General features: G+C 71.3%; 14 protein-coding genes and 1 tRNA gene. 5 read left to right on the forward strand and 10 right to left on the reverse strand.

The features are described from left to right. Positions 1-3 precede the first annotated feature (3 nt). Together BUR99_RS11260 and BUR99_RS11265 are read right to left on the reverse strand one after the other, a co-directional pair. Entirely contained in the window at positions 4-2,514 is a 2,511-nt protein-coding gene (locus BUR99_RS11260; RefSeq protein WP_074260483.1) for a glycoside hydrolase family 65 protein, read from the reverse strand. Continuing rightward, a complete protein-coding gene (locus BUR99_RS11265) occupies positions 2,511-3,272 on the reverse strand; it encodes an HAD family hydrolase (RefSeq protein ID WP_074260990.1) in 762 nt (253 codons plus the stop codon). The genes BUR99_RS11260 and BUR99_RS11265 overlap by 4 nt, the downstream gene beginning before the upstream one ends. Positions 3,273-3,720: 448 nt before the next feature. Between BUR99_RS11265 and BUR99_RS11270 the strand changes: the two genes are divergently transcribed. Then, a tRNA-Leu gene (locus BUR99_RS11270) sits at positions 3,721-3,807 on the forward strand. Positions 3,808-3,973: 166 nt separating this feature from the next. Further along, a complete protein-coding gene (locus tag BUR99_RS11275; protein ID WP_074260484.1) occupies positions 3,974-4,354 on the forward strand; it encodes a YybH family protein in 381 nt (126 codons plus the stop codon). Positions 4,355-4,470: 116 nt separating this feature from the next. Here the strand turns inward: BUR99_RS11275 and BUR99_RS11280 are convergent, their stop codons facing one another. The 3 genes from BUR99_RS11280 to BUR99_RS11290 all read right to left on the reverse strand — a co-directional run bounded on the left by BUR99_RS11280 (position 4,471) and on the right by BUR99_RS11290 (position 8,265). Beyond that, positions 4,471-5,040: an RNA polymerase sigma factor gene (locus BUR99_RS11280; protein ID WP_074260485.1), complete on the reverse strand. Its 570-nt coding sequence runs from the start codon at positions 5,038-5,040 to the stop codon at positions 4,471-4,473. 10 nt (positions 5,041-5,050) lie between these two features. Continuing rightward, positions 5,051-7,474: a cellulase family glycosylhydrolase gene (locus tag BUR99_RS19645; protein WP_084183935.1), complete on the reverse strand. Its 2,424-nt coding sequence runs from the start codon at positions 7,472-7,474 to the stop codon at positions 5,051-5,053. Between the two features lie 128 nt (positions 7,475-7,602). Continuing rightward, on the reverse strand, positions 7,603-8,265 hold the full coding sequence (locus BUR99_RS11290) for a pentapeptide repeat-containing protein (protein WP_074260486.1): 663 nt from the start codon (positions 8,263-8,265) through the stop codon (positions 7,603-7,605). An 83-nt stretch (positions 8,266-8,348) separates the two neighbouring features. Between BUR99_RS11290 and BUR99_RS11295 the strand changes: the two genes are divergently transcribed. Continuing rightward, on the forward strand, positions 8,349-8,579 hold the full coding sequence (locus tag BUR99_RS11295) for a hypothetical protein (protein ID WP_074260487.1): 231 nt from the start codon (positions 8,349-8,351) through the stop codon (positions 8,577-8,579). A gap of 34 nt (positions 8,580-8,613) precedes the next feature. Here BUR99_RS11295 and BUR99_RS11300 read toward each other — a convergent pair whose 3' ends face one another. Next, positions 8,614-9,159 carry a YbaK/EbsC family protein gene (locus BUR99_RS11300; protein WP_074260488.1) on the reverse strand — a complete coding sequence of 182 codons (546 nt, stop codon included), beginning with the start codon at positions 9,157-9,159 and terminating at the stop codon, positions 8,614-8,616. Positions 9,160-9,352: 193 nt separating this feature from the next. Here BUR99_RS11300 and BUR99_RS11305 point away from each other — a divergent pair, with 193 nt between their 5' ends. Next, positions 9,353-10,231: an EamA family transporter gene (locus BUR99_RS11305; RefSeq protein ID WP_074260489.1), complete on the forward strand. Its 879-nt coding sequence runs from the start codon at positions 9,353-9,355 to the stop codon at positions 10,229-10,231. A gap of 16 nt (positions 10,232-10,247) precedes the next feature. Here BUR99_RS11305 and BUR99_RS11310 read toward each other — a convergent pair whose 3' ends face one another. The 3 genes from BUR99_RS11310 to BUR99_RS11320 all read right to left on the reverse strand — a co-directional run bounded on the left by BUR99_RS11310 (position 10,248) and on the right by BUR99_RS11320 (position 13,197). Beyond that, positions 10,248-11,171 carry a S41 family peptidase gene (locus BUR99_RS11310; RefSeq protein ID WP_074260490.1) on the reverse strand — a complete coding sequence of 308 codons (924 nt, stop codon included), beginning with the start codon at positions 11,169-11,171 and terminating at the stop codon, positions 10,248-10,250. 98 nt (positions 11,172-11,269) lie between these two features. Then, the gene (locus BUR99_RS11315; RefSeq protein ID WP_074260491.1) at positions 11,270-12,124 is read right to left on the reverse strand and encodes an SDR family oxidoreductase; all 855 of its coding nucleotides are present in this window, start codon (positions 12,122-12,124) and stop codon (positions 11,270-11,272) included. Then, on the reverse strand, positions 12,121-13,197 hold the full coding sequence (locus tag BUR99_RS11320) for an SDR family NAD(P)-dependent oxidoreductase (RefSeq protein ID WP_074260492.1): 1,077 nt from the start codon (positions 13,195-13,197) through the stop codon (positions 12,121-12,123). The genes BUR99_RS11315 and BUR99_RS11320 overlap by 4 nt, the downstream gene beginning before the upstream one ends. Before the next feature lie 76 nt (positions 13,198-13,273). Between BUR99_RS11320 and BUR99_RS11325 the strand changes: the two genes are divergently transcribed. Beyond that, positions 13,274-13,852: a TetR/AcrR family transcriptional regulator gene (locus tag BUR99_RS11325; protein ID WP_074260493.1), complete on the forward strand. Its 579-nt coding sequence runs from the start codon at positions 13,274-13,276 to the stop codon at positions 13,850-13,852. A gap of 16 nt (positions 13,853-13,868) precedes the next feature. Here BUR99_RS11325 and BUR99_RS11330 read toward each other — a convergent pair whose 3' ends face one another. Then, complete coding sequence (locus BUR99_RS11330; RefSeq protein WP_074260494.1) at positions 13,869-14,471, reverse strand: hypothetical protein; 603 nt, start codon at positions 14,469-14,471, stop codon at positions 13,869-13,871. Positions 14,472-14,574 lie beyond the last annotated feature (103 nt).

The raw sequence follows: 14,574 nt of genomic DNA on the forward strand, positions 1-14,574 counted from the left end.
TGATCAGTCCACGTGGATCGCCGAGTCGGATTCGTCGACGTCGAGCGACAGGGTCGGGATCGATGCCGTGAGCAGGGTGCCGTCGGCTCGGCGCGAGCCGGTGACATCGCGCATCGTCGGCGCTCCGAATCGACGCGGGCCCTGGTCGTCGAGCGGCACCGAGACCTCCGATTCCGCGGTCACGACCACTTCGGCGCCGCGCACCCTGACCCGTGCCTCGACGCCGGCTTCGACGGCGAAGGCGATCGACTCGGGGTCGAGACTCACGCGCAGTCGCGTGCCGCGGAGCGTGATGCGGAACGTCAGCCGCTGCCAGCCGTCGGGCAGACGCGGGTCGAACGTGAAGACGCCGTTGTGGTCCCGGAACCCGCCGAAGCCCGAGATGAGCGCGCTCCAGACGCCGCCGGTCGAGGCGACGTGCACGCCGTCGGCCGTGTTGTTGTGCAGGTCGGCGAGGTCGACGAACAGCGCCGAGCGGAAGTACCGCATCGCGAGTTCGTGGTAGCCGACCTCGGCCGCGATGATCGACTGCACGACCGCCGACAGCGTCGAGTCGCCGGTCGTCAGCGGGTCGTAGTACTCGAAGTTGGCCCGTTTGGCCTCGGTCGAGAAGCGATCGCCCTGCAGGTAGAGGGCGAGCACCACGTCGGCCTGCTTCAGCACCTGGAAGCGGTAGATGACGAGCGGGTGGTAGTGCAGCAGGAGGGGGCGCCGGTCGTCGGGCGTGTTCTCGAGGTCCCACAGCTCCTTCTGGAGGAACGCGCTGTCTTGCGGGTGGATGCCGAGCTGCTCGTCGTACGGGATGTGCATGTGGGCGGCCGCACGCCGCCAGCTCGCGACCTCGGCCGGCGTCACCATGAGGCGCTCGACGAGGCGGTCGTAGGCCGCCGGGTCCTGCACCTGCAGGTCGTCGACGGAGGATGCCGCCGCGGCGAGGTTCGCCCGCGCCATCACGTTCGTGTAGAGGTTGTCGTTGACGACCGTCGTGTACTCGTCGGGCCCGGTGACGCCGTGGATGTGGAACACGTCGTCGGCGTTCGAGCGCCAGAACCCGAGGTCCTCCCACATGCGCGCCGTCTCGACGAGGATGTCGATCGCCCCGCGGCCGAGGAAGTCCTGGTCGCCCGTGGCCCTGACGTACTGGTTCAGCGCATAGGAGATGTCGGCGTCGATGTGGTATTGCGCGGTGCCGGCCGCGTAGTACGCGCTCGACTCCTGGCCGTTGATCGTGCGCCAGGGGAACAAAGCCCCGTGCTGGTTCAGCTCGAGCGCCCGGGCGCGGGCGGCCGGAAGCATCCGCTGCCGGAATCGCAGCACGTTGCGCGCCACTACGGGTGCCGTGTAGCTCAGGAAGGGCATCACGTACACCTCGGTGTCCCAGAAGTAGTGGCCGCCGTAGCCCGAACCGCTCACGCCCTTGGCGGCGACGCCGTCGCCGTCGGTGCGCGCGGTCGCCTGGGCGAGCTGGAAGAGGTTCCACCGCGTCGCCTGCTGGATCGCTGCCTGCCCCTCGATCTCGACGTCGGAGCGCGCCCAGAAGTCGTCGAGCCATGAGCGCTGCTGCTCGAACAGCTCGGCAACGCCGAGTTCGGCGGCGCGGTCGAGCGTGCGGTCGCACCGGTCGACGAGCTCGCGCGTGGGCACGGTGCGGGCCGTGTGGTAGCTGATCGTCTTCGTCACGCGGATCGGCTGGCCCTGCTTGGCGTGCACCCGGTAGATGTGCTTCGCGAGGTCGTCGCCGATCGAGCTCGACTCGCTGAACTGGTTCTCGGTCGCGATCTGGTGCTCGGCGCCGACCGCGATCGTCATGCCGGAGTTCGTGGCCTGGTAGCCGAGCATGTAGCGCCCGCCCTCGGCCCGCTTCACCCGAGGCTGCAGCACGCGCTCGTTGAACATCTCGGCCTTGCGAGGGTCGAAGCTGCCGACCGCCTCAGGCACGCCCGAGCGGTACTCGTCGCGGCCGTCCTGACGGTTCAGGATCTGGCTCGAGATCGTCACCGCGGCATCCGCGTCGAGCATCTCGACCTCGTAGTCGAGCACCGCGAGGTGGCGGTCGGTGAAGCTCACCATGCGCCGGCTCGTGATGAGCACCCGCTTGCCCGACGGCGTGCGCCAGACGATCGACCGGCTGAGGGCCCCGAGCCGGAAGTCGAGCCGGCGCTCATAGGCGAGGAGCTCGGCGACGGTGAGCACGAGCGGCTCGTCGTCGACGTAGAGGCGGATGACCTTCGCGTCGGGCGCGTTCACGATCGTCTGACCGACGCGGGCGAAGCCGAACGCCTCTTCTGCATGACGGATCGGCCACGTCTCGTGGAACCCGTTCACGAAGGTGCCGTGCATGTGGCCGTCGCGGCCCTCCTCGACGTTGCCGCGGAGGCCGAGGTAACCGTTGCCGACGGCGAAGATCGTCTCGGTGCGGCCCATGTCGGCGTCGCCGAACTCGGTCTCCACGAGCGCCCACTCGTCGATGGGGAAGCGCGTGCGGTTCAGCGGGTCATGGTCGGCGAACCTCATTCGCGGTCCTCTCGGGGGGTGTCGGTCGCGGGTGTGCCGGTCGTCGCTGGGAGCAGTGGGATCAGTTCGTCGAGCTCGTCGACCACGAGGTCGGCGCCGAGCTCCTCGAGCGCGGCCCTGCCGACGCCCCGGTCGACGCCGATCACGACGCCGAAGTCGCCGGCGGCGCCGGCCTTCACGCCCGATTCGGCGTCTTCGACGACGGCGCATTCGGTGGTCGGCACGCCGAGCAGCTCGGCCGCGCGCTCGAAGGTGTCAGGGGCCGGCTTGCCGGGGATGCCGTCGCGCGCGGCCACCGCGCCGTCGACGACGATCTCGAAGCGATCGGCGATCCCCGCGGCGGCCAGCACCGACGGGGCGTTCTTCGAGCTCGACACGACGGCGACGAGGCATCCGCTCGCCTGTATCGCGTCGAGGAACGCGACGCTCCCCGGGTACGCCTCGACGCCCTCTTCGGCGAGGGTCTCGTTGAATGCCTCGTTCTTGCGGTTGCCGAGGCCGTGCACGGTGTCGGCTTCGGGCGGGTCGGTCACCTCGCCCTCGGGCACGCGGATGCCGCGGCTCTCGAGCAGGCTGCGCACGCCGTCGTAGCGGGGCTTGCCGTCGATGTACGAGAAGTAGTCGGCCTCGGTGTACGGCGCGGCGCCGTGCTGCTCGAGGTAGGGCGTGAAGAGGCGCGCCCACGCGTGCATGTGCACGGTCGCGGTCGGCGTCAGCACGCCGTCGAGGTCGAAGAGATAGGCACGGATGCCACGCAGGGCCTGCCTGGAGTCGCTGGGGGGAGTGTCGGCCGCAGCGCGGTCGTGTGCTTGCCCGGAGTCGCTGGGGGGAGTCAAAGGGGCGGTCCTTTCGTCGCGTCGGTCGGGGCAACGGAACCCGCAGATCGATGCTATTCCCGGGTGGCGGGCGAGCGCGAGGTGTGAGCCGGACTCGGAGGAATCGTGGAGGCGCGGGCGTGGGTCGGGGTTCGGCCCCGGGGAGTGTGCCCCGGTGGGTCCAGGCTCGGGCCGGGCCGTGCCTGCCGACTTCGGCACACAACCGCGGGTATACGATCCGCCACCCCGCGGCACGGCTGTTTCGCCCGGCGCGCCCGATCGTATATCCGCAGTTGCGTCGAGCGGGAGGCATCCGCTGCGCTCGAATGGCTTTGCGGGGCGCGAGATGTTAGTCTCTCGTGGTTGGACGCACTGAGGTGCGACCACACGTGCGCGAGTGGCGGAATTGGCAGACGCGCTGGCTTCAGGTGCCAGTACTCGCAAGGGTGTGGGGGTTCAAGTCCCCCCTCGCGCACCACGATCGAAACGGCCCGGGTCTCACTGAGACCCGGGCCGTTGTCGTTGCTGCCTCGGCGGTCGCGCCCCGAGCGTCGTCGAACTCGCATGTCACACTTCGCGCGCGGCGGCGTCTTTCTCTGTAGAGGCCGGCAACAGGGCGGCCTCACGAAGAAAGGCACGTCCGCATGGCGACTCCCGTCACCGCTCTCGACCAGCTCAACCTCGCGTTCGCCGACCGGTTCAACGCCCGCGACCTCGACGGCCTGATGGCGCTCAACGTCGATGACGTCGTGTTCGTGCCGGCGCCCGGTCACCCCGTGCAGGGCGAGGCGGCTGTGCGCGGTGCGCTCGAGCAGTTCCTCGGCCTGAACCTTCCGATCACGATGACGGTTCGTCACGTGTTCCAGAGCGGCGACACGGGCCTCGCGGTCGCCGACTGGACGATCACGGGCACCGGCCCCGACGGGTCGGAGGTCGCACTGGCGGGCACGACAGCGGATGTCGCGGTGCACGACGAACAGCACGGATGGCGCTACGCCGTCGACAACCCGTTCGGCACCGCCTGAACCGCAGTACGTGGGAGGGCCGGCCGCTGGGGGAACAGGGCCGGCCCTTCTGCTGGGCGAGGCTCAGCGCGCGTCGGACACGCCAGGCTTGGTCTTCCCGGCGTGGGGGAGAGGCGTCAGCGCGCCTCGGACATGCCCGACTCGCGGCATTCTGCGAGGGTCTTCCGTGCGCGGGAGATGCGCTGCCGCGCCGCGGCCGGCGTGATCTCGAGGCGTTCGGCGATCTCGGGGGCCGAGAGCTCGTCGACGACGCTCAGGAGCAGCGGCTCGCGCAGTGACTCGGGGAGGGCTCGGATCGCGTCGAGCGCACCGTCGAGGATCACGCGCAGCTCGACGTCGCCGGCGACGCTCGCCTCGTCGGGCAGGTCGGCGTCGAGCGCTGCCACCGGGCGACGAGCCTTCTGGCGGGCAAGGTCGGCCGCGGCGTTCCGCGCGATGACGTCGAGCCACGAGCACATCTGCCCGGGTTCCGGCGCATGCAGCTGCTCGATCGACCGCCACGCCCGGAGCAGCGCGGTCTGCGCGACATCCTCTGCGTCATCGGGCGCCACGCCGAGCGAGAGGCTCCGCCGCCGGAGCCGGTCGGGCTCCGCGGCGATCATCGCGGTGAGCGAGGCGCGACGGCCGTCGTCGCGCCCCGCGTCGTGCACGTCGTCGCGCCCGCTCGGCGCGGCCTCGGAAGTCATGCCTCCGAGGCTAGCCGTCGGTCGACAGCGTGTAGTCGCCGTCGGCGCAGCCCGTCACGATCCATCCGCCGGGCACCTCGGTCGTCTCGACCTTGGTGATGCCGGTGACCTCGACGTCGGGCTCGGCCGAGCCCGGGACCCACACCTCGAGGTCGCAGCTGCGGTCGGCAGCGGTTCCGGCGAGGTCGACGGCGGCGCCCTCGGCCTCGAGGGAGGTCAGCGCGCCCGGTGCCGACTGCGGGTAGGCGCGGCTCAGGATCTCGAGGAGGTCGGACTTGGGCGGGGCGTCGCCGCCGGTCTCGCACTCCTGCATCATGAGCGCGTTGCCGTACGGGCCGATGCCGTTCTGCGGGTCGCCGCAGGCCTGCTTCCAGACCCAGTAGGCGCTGCCGAGCATGCGCTCGTCTTCGGTGTCGGCGTAGCGGTTCATGCGGGCGAGCACGTCGTCGTCGTCGCCCCAGTAGCCGTACTCGCCCGACCACAGCGGCACGCCGTAGATGTCGGCGACGCGCTGCGCGAGCCCGAACTGGCGCTCGATGCTCACGATCGGGGGAATGCCGAGGTCGCGGTCCATCGTGATCGACTCGGCGTAGAGGTGCGGCGAGAAGACGATGTTGTCGTCGTCGGTGAAGCCGGGGGTGGGGCCGGTGTCGAAGCCGAGGCCCGACCAGAGGATGCTCGGTTCGAAGAACACGATCTGCTCGGCGCCGGCCTCGCGGATCTCGTCGATGGCCTTGTCGTAGAACCTGCCGAGCTGGTGCGAGGTCGTCACGGGCGCCGTCTCGCCGAAGCCGGGCTCGTTGATCAGGTCGAAGCCCGCGACCATCGGCTCGTCGGCGAACTCCGCGGCGAGCTTGCCCCAGGTCTCGGCGAACGCCGTCTGCACGCCGTCGGTGTCGAAGTAGAAGTTCTGGAACGCCCGGTCGCCAGCGGGGGAGATGTCGCGGCCGGTGAACTGGCAGCGCGGCGCGTCATCGGTGATGGTCGCCCACTCGGGGGCGCCGTCGTAGCCCCACATCTCCTCGGTGCCGGGGCGGCAGGCGGTGCCCTCCTCGGTCGGGCCGTTCCACCAGCCGTCTTGATGCATGTCGAGCACGGTGTAGATGCCGCGCTCCTTGCCCCAGTCGACGGCGTCCTCGATCTTCGCGAGGTACTCGGGGTCGAGGGTGCCGCGCTCGGGTTCGAGCGCCGACCACGAGATGTTGAGGCGTACGACGTTGAAGCCGTACTCGGCCATGGCCGCGTAGTCGTCTTCCGTGAGCGGCCGGGTCGCGGGCACGTCGGCCTGGTGCTGGTAGAAGTCGACGAGCTGGTTGACGTTCGCGCCGCGGAGCAGCACCTGGTTGCCGGCGCCGTCCGTGATGATCGAGCCCTCGGCGCGGAGGAATCCCTCGGGCGGCGAGGTCTCGGCCGCGACGCCTTCGGCCGTGGCCGCGGTGGCCGCATCAGCACTGGGCAGCACGAGCGCCGCGCCCATCGCGAGCACGGCCACCGAGGCGGCGACGAGCTGCGGGGCACGTGACGCGGCGCGCCGGGCGCGCACCCGGTCGACCACGACGGCGCTCACGCCGACGATCCAGCCGGTGCAGGCGCCGAAGGCGAGCCCGTCGGCGACCGTCACGTATGCCGCCATCAGCGGCCAGATGTCGCCCGCGAAGCCGCCGTCGACGATGAGGGCGACGACCGCCTGCACGAGGCCGACCAGACCGCCCGCGACGAGTGCCGCGAGCCAGCCGGCGAGCACGCCCGGCACGCGGGTCCGCAGCCAGCCCAGGCTGAGCGCGGTCGCGCCCGCGATGATCACGACGGCGACGAGCATCGAGAGGATGCCGCGGTCGGGACGTGCCACCGGGATGCCGTCGGCGTAGACGGCGCCCGTCCACCACAGGCCTGCCAGGAGCGGCGTGACCGCGGCGAACAGTACGGCCGCGGGCCAGATCGATCCGCGTTCGAGCGTCCGCCGCGTCGTCGGGCCGCCGAACCAGCGGGCCAGTGCGGCGACGATGAGGGCCGCGGGCACGGCCTTCGCCGTCACGAAGCCGGCAGCCCAGCCGGCGACGGCGAGATCCCAGGTCATGACGAAGCACGCTGCCGCCTGCGCGAGCAGCACCGCGAGCACGACCCCGGCCGTGAGCGTCCAGAACCGGTCGCCCGCGCGAGCCGCGGCCCACCAGACGACGCCGAGCGCGACGGGCACGAAGACCAGATAGGGGGCGAAGGGCCAGACGCCGGCGCTCGCCTGGGGGATCGCACCCGACCAGCCGACCAGTGCGAGCAGGCCGGTGGGGTCGGCGACGGCCTGGATGACGATCAGGACGAGCATGGATGCAACGGCGACGAGGGGGCGACGAACGCCCGGGCGACGGGGGGCCGCGACCTCGGGGGTCGAGCGATCCGCCAGATCGTTCGGCTGCGTCGTGGGGGCGTCGTGCATCGGGAACCTCGCTGTCTCCTACTGGGTCGCTTGACCCAGTTCGGCCAACACTAGCTCCCAAGTGCGGCCCGGGGAAGAGCCGTTCGATCACGACACCGCATCGAAGCGAACGGCCGCCCGATCGGAGCTCAGTCCACGACGCGGATGCCCAGGTGGCTCGCGAGCGTCGTCGCGAGCAGCGCGACCTGCATGCCGTCCATCGTGGCGCCCTTCAGACCCTCGATGCCGGCGATCGCGGCGAGGTCGAGACCCCGCAGGTCGACGTCGGTGAGCCTCGCGCCCGTCACGTCGAGCGATCGCACGTCGCATTGCTCGAACGCGACGCGTTCGGCCCGCGCGTTGCCGAGGTCGAGCTCTTCGATGGTGCAGTCGGTGAAGCGGATGTCGCGGACCTCGGCGCCCCGCAGGTTCACGAACCCGAGCTTGCAGCCGACGAAGCGCACCGACTGCCAGTGGTTGTCGTAGAACTCGACCGATCCGATGCGGGAGCCCGAGACGAGCACGTCGCGGAGGGTCGCGCGGGGTGCGCGCAGCACCGGGGCCTCGAGCCGCTCGATCGTGGTCTCGGTGAGCACGGCCCCGCGGAGCAGCGCGTCGTGGGCGAACACCCCGACGAGCTCGCACTCGCCGATCGCCACCCCGGTGAGGTCTCGTTCGGAGAGGTCGCCGCCGCGGTAGCGGCGCCCCTCGACGCGGTCGCCGGCGGAGAGTTCGCCGATCTCGCCGTCGACGAGGTCGGCGAGCACGATCTCGTCGATGCTGGGCGGCTTGGGTCGAGCGTCTTTCGGCATTGCTTCCTCCGTCTGCGGCCCCGATCGCGGGCCGCATCGAGGCTAACGCCCGGCGCTGACAGCGCGGCTTCTACGATGAGGGGATGCGTCGCGCACTGCTGGTCATCGGCGGCATCCTGCTGAGCTGGGTGCTCGGCGCGGTCGTCGTGCGCGTCGGCCTCGACTGGGCCGACACCTTCCCCTACAGCGAGGCATCCGAGTGGCGCTACCTCGGCGTCGCGATCGCGGCGCTCCTCGTCGCGATCGGCGGCTCGGTCGCGACGGTGCTCCTCGCGCGGCGCCGACGCCGGCGCGACTCCGCGACGCAGGGCTGAGCGGGTCGAGCGGGTCGCACGGGGCTGACCAGGGCTACGCGGCAGGCTGTGCGATCGGCAACACCTCGGCGTTCGGCAGGGAAGCGATCAGCGCACCGGTGACCAGCAGCTTCGAACCCCGGATGCCGCTGCCGACGATGAGCCGCTCGTGCGCTGCGACCGACTCGTCGACGAGGATCGGCCAGTCGGCGGGCAGGCCGATCGGCGTGATGCCGCCGTACTCCATGCCGGTGAGCTCGACCGCGGCGTCCATCGGTGCGAACGAGAGCTTGCGGGCATCGAGGTGCCGGCGCACGGCGCCGTTCACATCGAGCCGGTCGGCACCGCGCACGAGGCACGCGGCGTACCAGGTGCGCTCGCCCCGGCGGGCCTGCACGATCACGCAGTTCGCGCCGTCGCCCATCGAGATCTCGTGGTGCTCGCAGAAGGCGGCCGTGTCGGCGAGGCCCGGATCGATCTCCGAGACCAGCACCGACGCGGCATCCGCTGCCTGCATCGCGCCGACCGCCGCGGCCGCGGGCGCGGCGAGCAGGCCGGGGGAGTCGGCGACGGGCGTGAAGTCGAGCGTTCCGAAGCGCATTCGAGCAGCGTACTCGGCGGCCGAGCGGATGCCGCGTGCTAGCGTGAATCGCGATAGCGCCTAGGGTTCCGGGGTTTCGATCCGACTGGTCCGAGCGGCGCCACGGCAGCCGTGATCGGCAGCCGTCATCTGACAGGACAAAAGCCCGGAGGACCCCGTTCGTCGCGCCCGCGACGGGCTCGAAGGGTCCCGCATGTCGGTCACTGCTCTCCTCCTCGTCCTCTTCGCCGCGGTCTGCCACGCGACCTGGAACATCGTCGCCCACGGCGTGAGCCGCATCGGCGTGCCGTTCCTCTGGTGGGGCGCGGTGGCCTCGAGCGTGATCTGGCTGCCCGTCGTGCCGTTCACCGGGGGCATCGGGGCGGCGACGATTCCCGACTTCCTGCTCGCCGTCGCCGTCTCGACCGTGCTGCACTGCACGTACATGCTCGTGCTGCAGAAGGGGTACGAATCGGGCCGGCTGTCGACGGTCTATGCGACGGCGCGCGGCACCGGCCCCACGATCACGGTGCTCGTCGCGGTGCTCGTGCTCGGGGAGCGGCCGTCGGCGTCGGCGCTCGTCGGCGTCGCGGCGATCATCGCGAGCGTCGTCGCGATCGGCCTGATCGACCGGCCGGCGGCGACGACGCACCTCACGGCCGGGCGGCGCCGGCTGGACCCCGGCATCGCCTGGGGACTCATCACGGGCGTCGCGATCGCGATCTACACGATCTGGGACGCGCATGCGGTGCGGGAGCTCGAGGTCGCACCGGTCGCCTTCATGGTCGGATGCACCGTCGGCGAGATCCTCATGCTCTCGCCGATGCTCGGGCGGCGGTGGCGGGAGCTCGGCACCATCGCCCGAACGCACTGGCGGCGGCTGCTCGCCTTCGGCGTGCTCTCGCCGCTCTCGTACATCCTGGTGCTCGTCGCGGTCACCCTCGCGCCGGTCTCGCTCGTGGCGCCCGTGCGCGAGGTGAGCGTGGTGCTCGTGAGCATCTTCGGTGCGCTGGTGCTGCGCGAGGGCCGGGCCGCTTGGCGGGTGGGCGCATCCGTGGTCGTGGTGGCCGGCATCGTGCTCATGGCGTCGTAGGCGGCGCCGTGTCGATTCAGGCGGCGGCGGCCCGTTCGACGACGCGGCGGCGGGCCTCGTCGAGCGCTGCCTGCAGCGCATCGTCGGCGTCGACCGCGATGTCGGGAACCACGCCGACGCCCTCCCAGTTCGTCCCGGTGACCGGGTTGACGGCGCGGGCGAACGGCACGGTGATCTCGATCGTGTCGGAGATCGGGATGAAGCGGGTGGGGTGCGCCCCGCCGCCCGTCACGGCTCCGACGATCGTGGCGCGACCGATCGCCTGCAGGTCGTAACCGAACTGCTCGGCGCCCGAGAAGGTGGCCCCGCTCGTCAGCACGAAGACATCGCGGTCGAGGTAGCGGGGTCCGGCCACGTCGGCGAGCGTCCAGTACTGGCGCAGCGACGCGCCCTCGCGTTCCTGCACGGAGCTCAGCTGCGTCTCGTCGTCGGCGATGAGGTGGCTGATCCACGACTGCACGGCGTTCGGCGAGCCGCCGAGGCAGGACCGCAGGTCGAAGACGAGCGCATCCGTGCGGGAGACGAGCTCCATGGCGGCGGCGATCGCCGGCCCGGCGAGGGAGGCGTCCACGATCATGCGGAGGTCGATGAGGCCGACGTTGCCGTCGAGCCGTTCGACCTTCGCGATGCCCCAGTTGTCGTCGCGGAACTTCGCGATGAGGGCGGCGACGACCTCCTCCTGGCTCCGACCCGCGTGTTCGGCGGGCGGCTGGATCCGCGCGCGCACCCGCAGGTGCTTGTCGTGGGTGCGCGACTGCAGTTCGGCGGTCAGCCGAGTGCAGAACTCCGCCTCGTCGAGGCCGGCGAACGATCCGGCCCGCTCCAGTTCGCGGATCGCGGCACTGGTGGCGTCGGCGACCTCGGGGAAGACGTAGAGGCGTTCGAGGTGGCCGAGCGCGGCGTCGACGAGCTCGGCGGTCGAAGGTTGCGTGGTTCCCATCCTCGGCATCGTACGGGCGCGAGCCGGAGACGTCACCCCTGCGAACGATGACGGCGGGGGGCGGTCGCCCGCTCCCCGCCGTACCGCACGCGCGCCGGCTACCGACCGCCGCGCAAGTCGAGCCGTCCCGTGCTGACCGCGGCGACCACGCCGCCGTCGACCCGCAGGTCGGTGCCCGTGATGAAGCTCGCATCGGGGCCCAGCAGGAACGCCGCGGCATCCGCGATGTCGTACGGGGTGCCGACGCGGCCGGTGCCGGAGCCGTCGATCATGGCGCGCATCTGGGCGCCCGACTCACCGGCGAGTTCCTGCTGACCCATCGGCGTCGAGATGACGCCGGGGCTGATGCTGTTGACGCGGGCCCCCTTCGCACCCCATCCGGCGCTCGCCGCCCGCACCCGCAGGTGGTTGGCGTGCTTGGCGAACGAATACGCACCTGCGGGCTCGGCGATCGAGGCGAGCACCGGGAGCGCGAGCAGCTCGTCGCTCGGCGTCGTGGCGAGGGCGTGCGAGACCTCGGGCGGCAGCGGCGGCAGGAAGTGACCGGCCATGCTCGCGATGACGAGGCCCGCACCGCCCGGGGCGATGACCCGTTCGAACTCGTCGAGCACGTGCGCGGTGCCGAGCAGGTCGACCGCGAGGATCGCGTCGCGCGACGCCTGCACCGGCGAGAGCCCCGCCGTGTGCACGACCTGGGTCACTCGGCCGAGGTCGCCCGCTGCATCGGCGAGGGCGGCCACCGAGGTGCGCGACGAGACGTCGACGAGGTGCACGACGACCTCGAAGCCGTCGCCGCGGAGCGCATCGCCGACTCGGTCGAGTGCCGCCTGGCTGAAGTCGGCGAGCACGACCGTGCGGCCCGTGCCCTGGCGGCGGGCGATCGCCTCTCCCATGCCGCCGACGCCGATGACGACGAGGACGTCGCGCGTGCCGCGCTCGGCTGCCGACGTCATGCCGCCGACCAGCCGCCGTCGCTCGCGAGCACGACGCCGTTGATGTTCACGCCGTCGTCGCTGAGCAGGAAGGTGATCGAGGCGGCGAGGGCCTCGGCCTCTGCGGCATCCGGAAGGATCGCCATCGCCTGGCGCACGCGCTCCGCGCCGAGCGGGGAGGCGAAGGTCGCCTCGATGTTCGTGATGGTCGCACCGGGTGCGACCGCGTTGACGCGCAGGCCGCTCGGGCCGTACATGAACGCCGTCGACTTCGTGAGGCCGACGACCGCATGCTTCGACGCGGTGTAGGCGACGCCCGCTGCTGAGCCGCGGAGTGCCGCCTCGGAGGCGGTGTTGACGATCGAACCGGTGCCGCGGGCGAGCATGACGGGCACGACGGCGCGCATGAGCTTCATGGTGCCGTCGACGTTGACCGAGAAGACGCGCTTCCAGACGGCGTCGGTGAGCTCGCCGATCGGCGTCATGTCGTCCATGATGCCGGCGATGTTCGCGAGGCCGTCGATGCGGTCGCCGGCTGCGGCCACGATCTCGGCGACCTTCGTGTCGTCGGTGATGTCGGCGACGAGGGTCACGATCTCGGCGCCCTCGTGCTCGGAGGCGAAGTCGTCGAGACGCTCCTGCGAGACGTCGACGGCGATCACGCGCCCGCCTTCGCGGGCGATGCGCGACGCCGTGGCCCGGCCGATGCCCGAGCCGGCGCCCGTGACGATGACGGTCTTGCCGGCGAAGCGGCCCTGGTCGAGGCGCTCGACCCACTCGGGGCGCTCGACCTCGGGTGCGGCGCCGGCGTCGGCCGACTCGGTCGTGGGCTCGGGTGCTTCGACGGAGGCGTCTGCTCCTGCCGGAACGTCACCGGCCGCCGCGCGTGCGACGAGCTGGTCGACCATCTCCTGGCTGAACTGGCCCTTGCTGAGCTTGACGAGTCGCTTGATGGCGAGCCGCTGCACGGGCTTCAGCACGTCGGGGTTCTGGCCCGACTGGGCGAGCAGGTCGCGGATGATGGGGCCGCCGACCGGGTGCTCGAGCCAGGTCTTGATCGAGTCGTCGCCCGAGAGGGTCTTGGGGGTGCTCATGGTGATGTGTTTCCTTCTCTTCGATGTGGTGCGAAGCCCATACCGGACATCCTTGTCCGGTAGTAAGGTAACACTCGTGCCTGAACGTGGGAAGGGAACTTCCGAGGCCCGCAAGGCCAACCGAGGCCCGAGCGCCGGCCCCGAGAATCGTCGCGCGATCATCACCGCGGCGCGAGAGGTCTTCGCGGCCGAAGGGCTGCAGGCGCCGTTCAACGCGATCGCCCGGCGCGCCGGCGTCGGACAGGGCAGCCTCTACCGGCACTTCCCCGATCGCCTCTCGCTCGCCGTCGCGGTCTTCGACGAGAACATCGACGAGCTCGAGACCTCCGTCGAGCCCGAGGACGCGACCCTCGACGACCTCCTCGAGGCGATCATCGGGCAGGCGGTCGCGTCGACCGCGCTCATCGACCTCATCTGGCAGCATCAGCACGACGAGCGGGTCGCGCACCTCGGTGAGCGGCTCGCGGCCATGGTCGGCGCGGTCGTCGTTCGCGAGCGTGCCGCCGGGCGGATCGGCGCCGACATCGAAGACGCCGACGTGCTGCTCGCCGTGACGATGCTCGCCGGCCTGCTCGCACGCACCGATGCCGATGATCGCCGCCGGGTCGCGCGGCGGGCGTGGGCGATCTTCCACACGGCGTTCGCGCCGCGCTGACCCGTCGAGACGTGCGTCAGGCGGTGACGGATGCCTCGGAGTCGGCGTCGTCCGCAACGGTGTGCGTCTCGGCGTCGGCCTGAACCTCCGAACCGGCCTGCGCCTCGGCGTCGGCCGGGGCATCCGCTTCGCTGCTGTCGCTCTCGCCGTCATCCCCGCCGCCGCGACCGCGCCCGGTGGCCGCGACGATCGCCGCGACCGCGCCGACGACGAGGCCGAGCAGCGCGCCGGTGATCGCGGAGACCACGACGTTCGCGGCGAAGGTGCCGAGGTAGGTGCCGAGGTCGGCGTGCACCGTGAAGCTCGTGAACACCCCGCGCACGAGGTTGCCCGCGACGACCGCGACGGTCGTCACCCAGACGCCGCGGCCGAACGCACGACCCGGGCTCGGCACGGCGCGGCGCTTCGGCGCCCTGAGCATGACCACCGCCGTCAGGAGCATGACGAGCACCCCCGCGACATCCGCGAACCAGAACGCCCACGTCGTGTCGCCGAGCGGCACCAGCCGCAGTGCGGGGATCAGGTAGGGCAGTCCGGCGGCGGCGGGCACGGCGAGCAGCGGGACGTAGGTCGTGAGCATGCCGGTGATCGGCCAGATGCCGACGAGGATCGCGAGCACGACGAGCGCCGCGAGGACGGACCGATCGGCTCGGTGGAGACGATGTGGGTCAACTGTCCTAGTCGGCATGCGATTGATGATAGCCTCCCCCTCACCTACGTCA

The organism is Agromyces cerinus subsp. cerinus, assembly GCF_900142065.1.
Classification (GTDB): domain Bacteria; phylum Actinomycetota; class Actinomycetes; order Actinomycetales; family Microbacteriaceae; genus Agromyces; species Agromyces cerinus.

Bases quoted from the DNA above. Each gene is read 5' to 3' on its own strand.
- BUR99_RS11260 (WP_074260483.1), bottom strand. From the start codon at position 2,514: ATGAGGTTCGCCGACCATGACCCGCTGAACCGCACGCGCTTCCCCATC.
- BUR99_RS11275 (WP_074260484.1), top strand. From the start codon at position 3,974: ATGGCGACTCCCGTCACCGCTCTCGACCAGCTCAACCTCGCGTTCGCC.
- BUR99_RS11280 (WP_074260485.1), bottom strand. From the start codon at position 5,040: ATGACTTCCGAGGCCGCGCCGAGCGGGCGCGACGACGTGCACGACGCG.
- BUR99_RS19645 (WP_084183935.1), bottom strand. From the start codon at position 7,474: ATGCACGACGCCCCCACGACGCAGCCGAACGATCTGGCGGATCGCTCG.
- BUR99_RS11290 (WP_074260486.1), bottom strand. From the start codon at position 8,265: ATGCCGAAAGACGCTCGACCCAAGCCGCCCAGCATCGACGAGATCGTG.
- BUR99_RS11295 (WP_074260487.1), top strand. From the start codon at position 8,349: ATGCGTCGCGCACTGCTGGTCATCGGCGGCATCCTGCTGAGCTGGGTG.
- BUR99_RS11300 (WP_074260488.1), bottom strand. From the start codon at position 9,159: ATGCGCTTCGGAACGCTCGACTTCACGCCCGTCGCCGACTCCCCCGGC.
- BUR99_RS11305 (WP_074260489.1), top strand. From the start codon at position 9,353: ATGTCGGTCACTGCTCTCCTCCTCGTCCTCTTCGCCGCGGTCTGCCAC.
- BUR99_RS11310 (WP_074260490.1), bottom strand. From the start codon at position 11,171: ATGGGAACCACGCAACCTTCGACCGCCGAGCTCGTCGACGCCGCGCTC.
- BUR99_RS11315 (WP_074260491.1), bottom strand. From the start codon at position 12,124: ATGACGTCGGCAGCCGAGCGCGGCACGCGCGACGTCCTCGTCGTCATC.
- BUR99_RS11320 (WP_074260492.1), bottom strand. From the start codon at position 13,197: ATGAGCACCCCCAAGACCCTCTCGGGCGACGACTCGATCAAGACCTGG.